Consider the following 14,464-nt stretch of genomic DNA (forward strand, 5'->3'; position numbering starts at 1 on the left):
CATGCAGAACAAAGGAAGAGAGAAAAAGAAATCTTCCAGTTTCAACAACGATGTTAATTAAACACGCAAGTGTTCACAATATAAGGAGGAATGGATTATGTTAATGCCTAGTATTTTTGGAGAAGATTTATTTGATGACTGGATGAGATTACCTGTAGAAAGAGAGAATCACAGAGGTTACAGAGCTGCTGAATTGATGAAGACAGATATTAAGGATGTGGATGGAAATTATGAGCTGAGCATTGATCTTCCAGGATTCCATAAAGAGGATGTGAAGATTCAGCTGAAGGATGGCTATCTGAACATTCAGGCTTCCAGAACCGAGAATAAAGATGATAAAGACAATAACGGCAAATACGTTCACAGAGAGCGTTACACCGGACAGTGCTCCAGAAGCTTTTATGTAGGTAAGGAACTGGAGCATGAGGACATCCATGCGAAATATGACAATGGTGTTCTGACTGTTACTTTCCCGAAGGAAGCGAAGAAGAAAGTGCCGGAAGAGAAGAAGTTTATTTCTATTGAAGGCTGATTTCCGGGGAAAGAGCTGTTTTAACAGATAAGAATTCCCACAGGAAACTGATAACAGATAATAACTGGCGCGGAGCAGTTCACCTGCTTCGTGCCGATGAAATAAATGATTGAAATAGATAATTGAATTAGATAATACAGAGTGTGCATTAGCCGTAAATCAGAAGCGGCGGCTGATATTGCCGACTTACATAAGTAACAAGTGAAAGCGGCAGAGCATGTTTTATTTGATGTGCTTGCAGTGTATGGATTATTCAGCGATATTGAAATAATGGTAAACAGCTTCTTTTATATAGATTGTGTTTTAGATTGTGTTTCATTTTAAGACGATTTTCTAATTTACATAGATTTTGTTTCATACCCCCTCATTTCCTGCCGGCTACCCACCGGCAGGTTTTTTCTTATGTCTTTACATCATTTCACCTGTCTGCTATACTTGTCTGGAATTGTTGATGACTGCGAAAGACAGAACAAAAATCTCTCACAAATTGTGATGCATATCTTGCAGAAAGCCTTTTTCAAACAGGCTTCAGAGCGTGAAAACAAGATGCTGCTGCAGTAATCGTGGATGGCAAAAACATGTTACTGTTACTCCGTTCACAGTAACAAAAACATTTTCAGAGAAGGAATTTACTCATGAATTATATTGTATTTGACCTGGAATGGAATCAGAGTCCAGGGGGAAAAAGGTGGTCTAACAGCCGTCTGCCTTTTGAAATCATAGAAATCGGCGCCATAAAACTAAATGAAGAGAAAGAAATTGTGGATAGCTTTCAGCGTCTGATCAAGCCCCAGGTGTACAATTGGATTCATGACAGCATCCATGAAGTGATTCACATGAATTATAAGGATCTGCAGAAAGGAACTCTTTTCCCACAGGCCATCACGGAATTTCTGGAATGGTGTGGCGAAGAATATATATTCTTTACCTGGGGAAATCAGGATGTAATGGAACTGCAGCGGAACATGAAATATTATGGAAAACTTTCCCTGATCAAAGGTCCGGTGACTTATTATGATGTGCAGAAATTATTTGCCATTCGTTATGAAGAAAATGACGAGCGCCGTGCCCTGGAATTTGCTGCTGATAAAATGGGCGTGGAGAAGAAAATGGATTTTCACCGCGCTCTGGGAGATGCTTATTATACTGCATGTATTCTTCAGAAAATAGAAGATAAATACATTTTTCCAAACTCATCCCTGGACGTGTATCAGAATCCCAAGAGCAAGCGTGAAGAGATTCACATATCCTATCCAACCTATGATAAATATGTATCCCGGGAGTTCTATTCCCGCGAAAAAGCCATGAAGGACCGGGAAGTAACCAGCACGAAATGTCCATTGTGCCATAATCCTGCCAAGCGTAAGATCCGTTGGTTTATGAATAATTCCAAGGTTTACTACAGTGTGTCCCTCTGTCAGGAGCATGGCTTTGTACTGGGAAAAATCAGGATTCGCCGAACGGAAGACAATAAGTATTATGTAATTAAGAAGCTCACCAATGTAACCGATGAAGAAGCCGATGAAATCCGCCAGAAACGTGATGCGCATCGTGCCAAACGGAGACTGAAGAAAGAAGAGCAGTAAATCTGTGAGACTACCTCTGACAATGAATGAAAAACTAACATTTGGTTAATAGAAAAATCCCCTCCAATCACATATGCTGATTATAAGTAATACAACAACAGCGTATAAAAAAGGAGGGGGTTTTATGAGTTTAAGAAATTATTTTTACAGGTTTGGGAAATACATTCTGACATTTTTCTTTGTAACACTGCTGATGGTTCTCTTTAGCCCGCTGCGGGCGGAGGCGGCTATCACCAAGGAAGTTACCTCGGATGGTTTTAAACTCAGCGGAACGGGCAGCATGAATGTGTGGGATGGAGACGAATTCCGCTATTATATCGGCTATCAGATCCCTCATGAAGACTCCATGGATTACAAGGTAGATGTGACTATGACTTTTCAAAGCTCCAGTCTGACGCCAGGCAGGGCAAGCGTGTATCTGGATGACGACAGCATTCCCTTATATTCAAACGGAGGTACGGTGCTGCAGGGCTCAGCCACGTTCTCCAAATCTGATGAAATGGAATTAATGGAAATATTTGTAAATTATGATAGTTTTCCAAGTGAGCAGAACGTAGATTTTTCCATCACTGTAAATGTGCGGGAAAATCGCAAAAACGCAGATATTGCCATTTATCCGCCGGAAAACAATTACGACAAAACCACAGGAATGTTTCTGGTAACGGTTGACGATCCTTATGTTTTTTATTCAAATAAGGATTCGTCAAAATATTCCGTAAGTATTTCGGACTCATCTGTGGCACAGGTTACAGGCATTACTCCAAAATCCAATGACAGCTTTGAGGTAAGCGTATATTTTGCAAAAGCAGGTTCGGCGGATTTCACTTTTAAATATGGAAATCAGACGAAAAAGGTGACCTTCACAGTGGCGAAAACAGTCATAACTGTTTCCAGCTCCATCTCCCTGAAGGTGGGGGATACCACCATGTTTTCCAATTATGTTTTCAAAACCGGCGGTGGAAGCATCACCATCAAGAAAGTGAAATCCAGCAACAAAAAGATCGTTGATGCAGCCGGAGGATTCCTGATCGCAAAGAAGCCTGGCACTGCCAAGGTAAGTGCCCTGGTAAATGGCAAGCGGAGAACCATAACCGTGATTGTCGGCAAAAAGCCTGCCCCCAAGCCAAAACTGAAACAGCTTCAGGTAAAAGTGAAAGGCTATAAATACTATCCGGATTCCGGCAAAACCATTTACACAACCCGTTTCACCAATAAATCCAAAAGCACCATCACCAAAGTTAAGCTGAAATTCACCATGACCATTAATGAAGAAATGACCCGCACCAAAACCTTCAAGGTTAATATAAAACCGGGAAAGACAAAAACCATGAAGCTGAATATAGGAAAACTAATAGCAGATCCTTCAAATATTAAGGTGAAATGTCTGAAATTCTGGTATAAGAGTTGAGGAAAGAAACTGTAGTAATAGGGGCATTTCGAATAAAGAAATAAAAGAATATTGTGTAAAGTAGAAGAACTACAATAATACAGGGCTAAGAACGAAAATGCGTAATGCAGTTTTCATTCTTAGCCCTTATTTTATAAAGTCGGTGTTGTCAGCAGACTGGTCATGATCGACCGTTCATACTGCATTCCCCATCCAACCATCTGACCATTGAAATAATACTTGCTCTTTAATCTCAATGGTCCCACAGCGTTGGAAAGAATGGCCTGTTTCTTGGTAAGAACACTGAGGTCTGTTCCTGTGGGGACGGTCACGTATACATTTTTTGTGTAGTAGAATGGATAAGTATTTCCGCAATTATTCAGCAGATACTGCTCACCTGGAAGATTTTTCTTCGGAACAGGATTCTTGCTGATTTTTACTTTTTTACATTCGAAATTGTCGAAACCGTAATCCAGAAGGCTCTTTGTGTCAGCCCAGGCACCATTTACGGAATTCATCACAACTGCAACCAGGGTCATATTTCCACGCTTGGCATAGGTGATCAGAGTAGCACCGGCAACATCTGTGTAGCCTGTTTTTCCACCCAGAACACCATCATAGGCGTAATCCCGGCCAGCCATCATCTTGTGATGATTGAGCAGATAGCGGGTTTCTGTAAAAATATTGGTAGGCGGAATTTCATAAAGATCTGTGGTGAAAAATTTCCTGCAAAGTGGATTCTGCCATGCAGCCTTGGCTATTTTTGCCATATCGCCTGCGGTGGTTACATGAGTCTCATCAGGAAGTCCGTTAGGGTTATTAAAATGGGTGTTTTTGCATCCAAGTTGCTGGGCTCTGGTGTTCATCAGCTCTACAAACTTCTTCACAGAACCGGAAACCTCTTCCCCAATACCAAGTGCCATTTCATTGGCTGATTCCAGCATCAGTGCCATAAGACATTGTTCAACTGTAAAAACCTCTCCGGCATCACCATAAATGGTGGAACTTCCCGCTTCAATTCCGTAAGCCGCCTGCTGAGAAAGGGTAAGCTGTGCGTTCACGTCCAGGTTCTCACATCCAAGAAGACAGGTGAGAAGCTTGGTAATACTGGCCGGGTAAAGCTGAGTATTGGCATTCTTGGAATACAGGACCGCTTCTGTATTTAAGTCCATGAGAACTGCTGACTGCGCCTCAATCTTAGGACCCTCCGGCCAACCCTCAATGGAATCGGTATCAGCTGCCTGTGCATAATATTCGGTATGCGGATCCGGAGTAGGAGTGGGAGATTCGCTGGCAGTGTCTGTAGCTTCTGCCCAGACAGCGCCCGTCTGCCCAAGCAGCATTGCTGCTGTCAGGATTCCACAGAAAATCCGCTTTATTTTCATATGAAGATTTTTCCTGATCATATAAAATCCTTTCTTAAAATAGTACATAAAATTCCCAATACGTAATTGCATTATACCACTTTTCTTTATGTAAAACTATTAAAAGAGTGTGAATTGTTCACAGCACCCCGGAAAATCCACAAATTCAGCATTATTTTCCCCTATTCTCCCCATTTTTTCAGCGGAAAAACACTTGACATATAGAAATTCAGACCATTATAATAGACGGGAAACAGAATAGTTAAAGACTGTGATGGAGACAGTAAGCTGATTTTGAACGTTTAAGGTTGTGCAGACACAGACAGCAGCAATCTTTTCAGCGAGACGGGGATGGTGTAAGCCCGCCGCAAGTAGATTCAGCCGAAGATCACTCCGGAGTTTTATCTCTGAAGGAACAAGTAGGAGATAACGGAATTCCCCCGTTACAGGGAGCGTGTATCGGCTGCGTGTGCAAGCCCGTACAATGTAACAGGTGGTATAACGAGTGCTGACAGCTTTCGTCCTTTTGCAGGATGAGAGCTTTTTTTATGCAGGTGGAGAATCCTGCAGGCAGGATTCTTTATGTAACAGGAAATCCCAACAGCAATCGACTGATAATTTTAAAGGAGGAAAAAGCTTTGTACCAGAAAGTAGACACGAATCTGAATTTCGTAGATCGCGAGAAAAAAGTAGAAGAATTCTGGAAAGAAAACCATATTTTCGAAAAAAGTATGGAAAACCGTAAAGAAGGCCCGACTTACACATTCTATGACGGACCGCCAACAGCAAACGGCAAGCCGCATATCGGCCATGTGCTGACACGTGTTATCAAGGATATGATTCCAAGATACCGCGCAATGAAGGGTTACATGGTTCCGCGTAAGGCTGGATGGGATACCCATGGTCTTCCGGTAGAGCTTGAAGTAGAGAAGAAGCTTGGTCTGGATGGAAAAGATCAGATCGAGGAATACGGTATGGAGCCGTTCATCCAGCAGTGTAAAGAGAGTGTCTGGAAATACAAAGGAATGTGGGAGGATTTCTCCTCAACAGTTGGTTTCTGGGCTGATATGGAGCATCCATATGTAACTTACGAGGACAATTATATTGAGTCCGAGTGGTGGGCACTGAAAGAAATCTGGAACAAAGGTCTCTTATACAAAGGCTTCAAGATCGTTCCTTACTGTCCACGCTGCGGAACCCCGCTTTCATCCCAGGAGGTTTCCCAGGGCTATAAATTAGTAAAAGAGCGTTCTGCGATCGCACGTTTCAAAGTGGTTGGAGAGGACGCATATTTCCTGGCATGGACCACAACACCGTGGACACTGCCTTCTAATGTTGCACTTTGCGTAAATCCGGATGAGACTTACTGTAAAGTAAAAGCAGCAGACGGATACACTTACTATATGGCAGAAGCACTTCTTGACAAAGTACTTGGCAAGCTTGCAAAGGAAAAAGAGCCTGCATATGAGGTTCTGGAAACTTATAAAGGTAAAGACCTGGAATACAAGGAATATGAGCCGCTGTTTAAATGCACAGGTGACTATGTAGCATCCAAGGGTAAGAAAGCTCATTATCTCGTATGTGATAACTACGTTACCATGAGTGATGGTACCGGTATCGTTCATATCGCTCCTGCATTTGGTGAAGACGACAGTCGTGTAGGACGTGAATATGACCTTCCGTTTGTACAGTTTGTAGATGGCAAGGGTGATCTTACTGCTGAGACACCATATGCCGGTGTATTTGTTAAGAAAGCAGACCCAATGGTACTGGCTGATCTTGAAAAAGAAGGCAAGCTGTTCGATGCTCCGAAATTTGAGCATGATTACCCGCACTGCTGGCGTTGTGATACACCACTGATCTACTACGCAAGAGAATCCTGGTTTATTAAAATGACAGCTGTTAAAGATGACCTGATCCGCAATAACAACACCATTAACTGGATCCCGGAGAGCATCGGTAAAGGACGTTTCGGCGACTGGCTTGAGAACGTTCAGGACTGGGGAATCAGCCGTAACCGTTACTGGGGAACTCCACTGAATATCTGGGAGTGCAGCTGCGGTCATATGGAATCTGTTGGAAGCCGTCAGGATCTCTATGAGAAAACTGGTGACGAGCGCGCCAAGACAGTAGAGCTTCACCGCCCATACATTGACGAGCTTACCATGAAGTGTCCGGAGTGCGGCGGCACTATGCACCGTGTACCGGAGGTTATTGACTGCTGGTTCGATTCAGGAGCAATGCCATTTGCACAGCATCATTATCCATTTGAGAATCAGGAATTGTTCAAACAGCAGTTCCCGGCAAACTTTATTTCTGAGGCTGTTGACCAGACAAGAGGATGGTTCTACTCCCTTCTTGCTGAGTCTACTCTTCTGTTTAATCAGGCTCCATATAAGAACGTTATCGTTCTTGGACATGTTCAGGATGAGAATGGCCAGAAGATGAGCAAGTCCAAGGGAAATGCAGTTGATCCGTTTGATGCACTTCAGACATACGGTGCAGATGCCATCCGCTGGTACTTCTACATCAACAGTGCACCATGGCTGCCGAACCGTTTCCATGGCAAGGCTGTTCAGGAAGGTCAGCGTAAATTCATGGGTACTCTGTGGAATACCTATGCATTCTTTGTACTTTATGCAAATATTGATAACTTCGATGCTACCAAATATACACTTGACTATGACAAGCTTCCGGTTATGGACAAATGGCTCCTCAGCAAGCTGAATACACTTGTAAAGACTGTTGACGAGGATCTGAACGACTATAAGATTCCGGAGACTGCAAGAGCACTTCAGGGCTTTGTAGACGAGATGAGTAACTGGTATGTAAGACGCTGCCGTGAGCGTTTCTGGGCAAAAGGCATGGAGCAGGATAAGATCAATGCGTACATGACTCTTTACACAGCACTGGTAACAGTTGCCAAGGCTGCAGCTCCGATGATCCCGTTCATGACAGAGGATATTTACCAGAATCTTGTAAGATCTCTGGACAAAACAGCTCCTGAGAGTATCCATCTCTGCGACTTCCCGGAAGTAAAGGAAGAGTGGATCAACAAAGATCTGGAAGAAAACATGGAAGAAGTTCTGGACGTTGTTGTTCTTGGCCGTGCATGCCGTAATACGGCAAATATCAAGAACCGTCAGCCAATCGGAACCATGTATGTAAAAGCTCCGAAGGTGATGGATAAATATTTCACAGACATTATTGCAGACGAGCTGAATGTAAAAGAAGTGAAATTTGCAGATGACGTGGAATCCTTCATTTCCTACAGCTTCAAGCCACAGCTTCGTACAGTGGGACCGAAATACGGCAAGCTTCTCGGCGGAATCCGTACTGCACTTGCCCAGATCAACGGAAGCAAGGCTATGAACGAGCTGAAAACAAACGGTGTACTTGTACTTGATATCGATGGAAACAAGGTTGAGCTTACAGAGGAAGACCTGCTCATCGAGACCGCACAGACAGAAGGTTATGTAACTGAGTCAGAAGGCGAGACTGCAGTTGTTCTGGATACCAACCTGACACCTGAGCTGATCGAAGAGGGATTTGTCCGCGAAATCATCAGCAAGGTACAGACCATGCGTAAAGAGGCTGGCTTTGAGGTTATGGATAAGATCCGTGTATCTGTAAAAGATAATGACAAGATTATCGAGACCATGAAGGCAAATGAGGCTGAGATCAAATCTGAAGTTCTGGCTGAGGAAGTCGTTTATGGCGAGACAAATGGTTATGTAAAAGAGTGGAATATTAATAAAGAGCATGTAACTCTTGGTGTTACAAAGCTTTGATTTAACATACAACAGGAGGATCAAAATGATTGACAAACAGTTTGACAAAGAAACCTTCAAGAAAAGTGTAAAAGACAACGTTAAGTTTCTTTACCGCAGAAAGCTTGAAGAGGCAACTCAGGAGCAGCTTTTCCAGGCAGTAAGCTACACAGTGAAGGATGTGATCATCGATAACTGGCTTGATACACAGAACGCTTATGAAAAGCAGGATCCGAAGATCGTATATTATATGTCCATGGAGTTTCTTATGGGACGTGCCCTTGGAAACAACCTTTTAAACCTTGGTGCATACGGTGAAGTGAAAGAAGCTCTTGAAGAGCTTGGAATCGACATCAATGCACTTGAGGATCAGGAGCCGGATCCGGCTCTTGGAAACGGTGGTCTGGGAAGACTTGCAGCATGCTTCCTTGATTCCCTTGCAACACTTGGATACAGTGCATATGGCTGCGGAATCCGTTACCGTTATGGTATGTTCAAACAGGAAATCAGAGACGGATACCAGGTTGAGGTTCCGGATGCATGGCTTGAAGAAGGCTATCCATTTGAGCTTCGTCGTCCGGAGTACGCAAAAGAGGTACATTTCGGGGGATATGTAAGAGTTGAATATGACCAGGCAACCGGCCAGAACAAATTTGTCCATGAAGGATATCAGGCAGTAAAGGCAATCCCATACGATATGCCGATCGTTGGTTATGAGAACAATGTAGTAAATACACTTCGTATCTGGGATGCTGCTGCTATCGAAGAGTTTGGATTTGATTCCTTTGACAAAGGTGATTACAAGAAAGCCGTTGAGCAGGAGAACCTCGCAAAGGATATCGTAAACGTTCTTTATCCGAACGATAATAAAATGTCCGGTAAAGAGCTTCGTCTGAAACAGCAGTACTTCTTCGTATCTGCAAGTATTCAGGCTGCAATCGAGAAATATAAGAAAACACATAATGATATTAAGAAGCTCCACGAGAAAGTCGTATTCCAGATGAACGATACTCATCCGACTATGGCAGTTGCAGAGCTTATGCGTCTTCTTATGGATCAAGAAGGTCTTGGCTGGGATGATGCCTGGGCTGTAACTACCAAATGTGTTGCTTACACCAACCATACCATTATGGCTGAGGCTCTTGAGAAATGGCCGATCGAGCTGTTCTCCAGACTTCTTCCACGTGTATATCAGATCATCGAAGAGATCAACCGTCGTTTCATCATTGAAGTACAGAATAAATATCCTGGAAACTATGAGAAAATCAAAAAGATGGCAATCATCTATGACGGACAGGTTAAGATGGCTCACCTTGCAATCGTTGCAGGCTTCTCTGTAAATGGTGTTGCAAGACTTCATACTGAGATTCTGGAAAAGCAGGAGTTAAAAGATTTCTATGAGATGATGCCAGAGAAATTTAATAACAAAACCAACGGTATCACTCAGAGACGTTTCCTTCTTCACGGAAACCAGAATCTTGCTGCATGGATTACAGACCATATTGGACCAGACTGGATCACAGATCTTTCCCAGATCAGCAAGCTGAAGGTATATGCTGACGATGAGAAGGCTCTTCAGGAGTTTATGAACATTAAATTCCAGAACAAACAGCGTCTTGCAAAATATATCCTGGAGCACAATGGTGTTGAAGTTGATCCTCACTCCATTTTCGATGTACAGGTTAAGAGACTTCATGAGTATAAGAGACAGCTTCTCAATATCCTTCATGTAATCTATCTGTACAACCAGATTAAATTACATCCGGAGATGGAATTCTATCCAAGAACCTTCATCTTTGGTGCAAAAGCTTCTGCAGCATATGAGCGTGCGAAAAAGATCATCAAACTGATCAACTGCGTAGCAGATGTTGTAAACAATGATCCATCAATTGGCGGCAAGATCAAAGTTGTATTTATTGAGAATTACAGAGTATCTAATGCTGAGCTGATTTTTGCAGCAGCAGATGTTTCCGAGCAGATTTCTACTGCAAGTAAAGAGGCTTCCGGTACAGGTAACATGAAGTTCATGCTGAATGGTGCTCCTACACTTGGAACCATGGACGGTGCAAACGTAGAGATCGTTGAGGAAGTTGGTCAGGAGAACGCATTCATCTTCGGTATGAGCGCTGACCAGATCATTAACTATGAGAACCATGGCGGATACGATCCAGACTTTATCTACAATACAGATGCTGAGATCCGTCAGGTATTGATGCAGCTGATCAATGGAACCTTCTCCAGCGATACAGAGCTGTTCAGAGATATCTATGATTCTCTTCTGAATACTAAGAACTGCTCCAGAGCAGACCAGTATTTCATTCTCGGAGACTTCAGATCCTATGCTGAGGCTCAGAAGAGAGTGGAGGCAGCTTACAAAGATGAGAAGAAGTGGGCGAAGATGGCACTTCTGAACACTGCATGCAGTGGTAAATTCTCCTCTGACAGAACCATCCAGGAGTATGTAGATGATATCTGGCATCTGGATAAGGTTACTGTAACCAAGAGCGAGGCTGCTGAGAAATAAATAAGGGCAGATTCATTTTGCGAAAAAAATTATAAGAAATAATAAAGGCTGTGTTCATGCCAGGATAAATAAATTCTGGCATAGACACAGCTTTTTATATAAGATCAGAAATCTTCTTTCTGCCAGTACTCATAGGGCAGCATATGATACATTTTCCTTACGGTAGTCCGCTGACTGACATAGAGCTTTGCCAGCTTGCGCTTCTGTATATAAAGATCTTTAGGCATTTCTTCAAGGTCGTAGGGAACCTTGTCGTTTACATAATACGTTCCAAAAGAATAGAAATCAGCATTGCAGTCTGTCTCTTTATAGGCTTCTGCTACAAGCTGGTGAGTCATCTGGTGGTGGTGATGGCCGTACTCGCCGTCTGCGTTGTGAGTGGCAACCTGTTTCCAATCTTTATAGTTCAGAACGGTGGTAATATCTGCTTCCATATCTTTTTTCCAGTAGTTCCAGCTGCTGCGATCTTTTCCGATTTTGTCCGGGTAGGAAAGAATCAGATATTTGTCCCCGGTAGCTTCCATTACGGATTTAAATTCTGCGCTTCGAACCGGATCATTTCCACGGGTCATACACACTACCAGATAATCGTCTTCAATCAAGTGCCGTCCACCCCAGAGCAAATCATCATCTGGGTGCGCCACAAACATCACCTTGTCGTAACCATCCAGATCAAGGGCGTCCAGATCGGCAGCAGTTACATGGGGCAGATTCAGGTAAGGATAAAAAAGATAAAGCTTATGGCAGGCAAAGGCAATCGCGCTTAGTATTACAATTGCCGCCAGTAACTGTTTCCAGTGCCGCACAAACCAGGAAAAAAGGCTGGCAGTGTTGGAACTGGGAGAAAAATTATTTTTCATATCAGGTACTCCATTTCTGAGTTTATTTGTATAGACGAAATCGAAATTGATTATTTGTAATAATTATACTATATTTGAGATAAGTTACAAGCTAAGATATAATGCCATAAAAAATAATGGAGGATGAACATGAAAGAACTTCTTTATGGAGTAGCATATTATGATGAGTATATGCCGTATGACCGCCTGGATAAAGATGTGGAAATGATGAAAAAAGCGGGAATCAATACCGTTCGAATTGCCGAGTCTACCTGGAGCACTTGCGAGCCGCAGCCAGGAGTATTTGATTTTTCCCATGTGGAAAGAGTAATGGATGCCATGGAAGAGGCAGGAATCAATGTGATTATCGGTACGCCTACCTATGCTGTGCCTACATGGATGGTGAAGGCGCATCCGGATGTACTGGCTGAAACAGTAAGAGGAAGAGGTATTTACGGTGCCCGTCAGATCATGGACATTACCCATCCGGTGTACCTGTTCTATGCGGAGCGTGTAATCCGAGAACTGATGAAGCGCACAGCACATAGAAAGTGCGTCATCGGCTTCCAGCTGGATAATGAGACGAAATATTACGGAACTGCTGGAAAAAACGTGCAGGAGCAGTTTGTGAAATATATTCGTGAAAAATTCCATGATGATCTGGATGCCCTGAATTACGAATTCGGGCTGGATTATTGGAGCAATCGAATTAATGCATGGGAGGATTTTCCAGATGTGCGTGGTACGATCAATGGAAGCCTTGGCGCAGAATTTGAGAAATTCCAGAGAACTCTGGTGGACAAATTCCTCGGCTGGCAGGCTGATATTGTAAATGAATATAGAAGAGAAGACCAGTTTGTAACCCATAATCTGGATTTTGAGTGGCGTGGATATTCCTATGGCATTCAGCCTTATGTAAACCATCTGCATGCGTCCCAGTGCCTGACAATTGCAGGAACCGATATTTACCATCCTACACAGGACGACCTCACTGGCGTAGAAATTGCATTCGGCGGAGATCTGATCCGCTCCCTGAAACAGGATAACTATCTGGTAATTGAAACCGAAGCACAGGGATTTCCTGGATGGACACCATATAAAGGACAGCTGAGATTACAGGCATACAGTCACCTGGCATCGGGAGCGAATAGTGTGATGTACTGGCACTGGCATTCCATTCACAATGCCTGTGAAACCCACTGGAAGGGAATTCTTAGTCATGATTTTCAGGAGAATGCCACTTACAGGGAAGCCTGCATAATTGGTAACGAGTTTGCCCGCCTTGGAAAACATCTGGTTAACCTGAAGAAGAAAAATGAAGTGGCAGTACTGGTCAGCAATGAAGCACTTACTGCTCTGAACTGGTTCCGAATCCAGGAACAGGCACCCGGCGCGGATGCTAAGAGTATCTATTATAATGACGTTATGCGTTGGATGTACGATACTCTGTATCACATGAACATAGAATGCGATTTCATCTGGCCAGAGTCCGAGAATCTGGATCAATATAAAGCAATTATAGTACCAGCCCTTTATGCGGCACCTGATGAGCTTCTCATACGGTTAAATCAGTATGTGGAAAATGGCGGAACCCTGATTGCATCCTTTAAAACTGCTTTTGCAAATGAAAATGTGAAGGTAAGCCATGAGGTGCAGCCGCATATTCTGAGCAACTGCTTCGGAGTCCATTACGATCAGTTCACTTTCCCGAAAAATGTGGGCTTAACAGGGGAAGTTATTCTGAAAAAAACAGATCAGAAAGGCAATGCACACCCAGCTGCGAATGTATTTATGGAGCTTCTGGTTTCGGAAGGAGCAGAAGTGCTGGCATCTTACGAGCACTATAATTGGAAAGATTACGCCGCTATCACCCGAAACCACTACGGAAAAGGCCAGGCCGTATACATCGGCTGCATGACAGACGAGGAAACCCTGAAGTCCGTTTATAAAGCCGTGCTCCCGGAAGCAGACGTAGAAATCCCAGAATACCACTACCCAATTATTGTGCGAAAAGGTTTGAATGATCTGGGAAAAACTGTTTGTTATTTCTTGAATTATTCTGGTATGGAACTGGAAATGCCTTATGATTATAAAAATGGCATAGAGCTGTTAGAAAACACCGCCGTAGAAAATGGCACCGCTCTCCAAATGCCTGCATGGGGTGTGAAAATCGTGGAAGAAGCTTAAAAAGAAACCATAAAAAGTCCCGGTAAACGGTGGAAAGACATCGGTTACCGGAACTTTTTGTGTTACCAGTATTTGTTTGGAACACCAGTAGCGTGATTTGTTTGGTCCGTGTGTTGGTTTATATGCTGGCGGCTTTCTGCCTGGTCTGATTGTGGTTGTAAGGAAAGCGGATATAGGTCTAAATAATTTAATGCACATAAATCGTTAAGGAAAGAATCGAAGGTGGTGCAAACGAAAAAGCAGTATGGAGACTTTTCATTAACTGCCCTTTCGTT

Annotated in this window: 10 protein-coding genes; 7 read left to right on the top strand and 3 right to left on the bottom strand. The window is 43.2% G+C overall.

Features of this window, described 5'->3' with window-relative positions:
* The first annotated feature begins 97 nt into the window (after nucleotides 1–97).
* The 4 genes from AB5Z12_RS15025 to AB5Z12_RS15040 all read left to right on the top strand — a co-directional run bounded on the left by AB5Z12_RS15025 (nucleotide 98) and on the right by AB5Z12_RS15040 (nucleotide 3,526).
* Nucleotides 98–532 (top strand): Hsp20/alpha crystallin family protein, encoded by a 435-nt coding sequence (locus AB5Z12_RS15025; RefSeq protein WP_173715732.1) that lies wholly within the window; start codon nucleotides 98–100, stop codon nucleotides 530–532.
* Nucleotides 533–987: 455 nt separating this feature from the next.
* Nucleotides 988–1,071 carry a DUF6783 domain-containing protein gene (locus tag AB5Z12_RS15030; protein WP_368356867.1) on the top strand — a complete coding sequence of 28 codons (84 nt, stop codon included), beginning with the start codon at nucleotides 988–990 and terminating at the stop codon, nucleotides 1,069–1,071.
* A 96-nt stretch (nucleotides 1,072–1,167) separates the two neighbouring features.
* Nucleotides 1,168–2,118 (top strand): 3'-5' exonuclease, encoded by a 951-nt coding sequence (locus tag AB5Z12_RS15035; RefSeq protein ID WP_195408764.1) that lies wholly within the window; start codon nucleotides 1,168–1,170, stop codon nucleotides 2,116–2,118.
* A gap of 124 nt (nucleotides 2,119–2,242) precedes the next feature.
* Entirely contained in the window at nucleotides 2,243–3,526 is a 1,284-nt protein-coding gene (locus tag AB5Z12_RS15040; RefSeq protein ID WP_368356836.1) for a hypothetical protein, read from the top strand.
* A gap of 131 nt (nucleotides 3,527–3,657) precedes the next feature.
* On the opposite strand, the gene AB5Z12_RS15045 is transcribed toward AB5Z12_RS15040, so the two are convergent.
* Nucleotides 3,658–4,890, bottom strand: a complete 1,233-nt coding sequence (locus AB5Z12_RS15045; protein ID WP_237925448.1) for a D-alanyl-D-alanine carboxypeptidase family protein — start codon at nucleotides 4,888–4,890, stop codon at nucleotides 3,658–3,660.
* A gap of 617 nt (nucleotides 4,891–5,507) precedes the next feature.
* On the opposite strand from AB5Z12_RS15045, the gene ileS reads away from it, so the two are divergent.
* Complete coding sequence (gene ileS / locus AB5Z12_RS15050) at nucleotides 5,508–8,660, top strand: isoleucine--tRNA ligase (RefSeq protein WP_173734789.1); 3,153 nt, start codon at nucleotides 5,508–5,510, stop codon at nucleotides 8,658–8,660.
* A gap of 28 nt (nucleotides 8,661–8,688) precedes the next feature.
* Nucleotides 8,689–11,163, top strand: coding sequence for a glycogen/starch/alpha-glucan phosphorylase (locus AB5Z12_RS15055; RefSeq protein WP_334285846.1), 2,475 nt, complete (start codon nucleotides 8,689–8,691; stop codon nucleotides 11,161–11,163).
* Nucleotides 11,164–11,267: 104 nt separating this feature from the next.
* Here the strand turns inward: AB5Z12_RS15055 and AB5Z12_RS15060 are convergent, their stop codons facing one another.
* Nucleotides 11,268–12,023: a PIG-L family deacetylase gene (locus tag AB5Z12_RS15060; RefSeq protein ID WP_173715737.1), complete on the bottom strand. Its 756-nt coding sequence runs from the start codon at nucleotides 12,021–12,023 to the stop codon at nucleotides 11,268–11,270.
* 129 nt (nucleotides 12,024–12,152) lie between these two features.
* Between AB5Z12_RS15060 and AB5Z12_RS15065 the strand changes: the two genes are divergently transcribed.
* Nucleotides 12,153–14,189: a beta-galactosidase gene (locus AB5Z12_RS15065; RefSeq protein ID WP_173734788.1), complete on the top strand. Its 2,037-nt coding sequence runs from the start codon at nucleotides 12,153–12,155 to the stop codon at nucleotides 14,187–14,189.
* A gap of 62 nt (nucleotides 14,190–14,251) precedes the next feature.
* On the opposite strand, the gene AB5Z12_RS15070 is transcribed toward AB5Z12_RS15065, so the two are convergent.
* Nucleotides 14,252–14,464: hypothetical protein (locus AB5Z12_RS15070; RefSeq protein WP_368368697.1), on the bottom strand; the 213-nt coding region annotated here is incomplete at its 5' end.

Origin of the sequence: Ruminococcus sp. RTP21358st1_G6_RTP21358_211008, from assembly GCF_040908885.1 — a bacterium.
Classification (GTDB): domain Bacteria; phylum Bacillota; class Clostridia; order Lachnospirales; family Lachnospiraceae; genus Blautia_A; species Blautia_A faecis.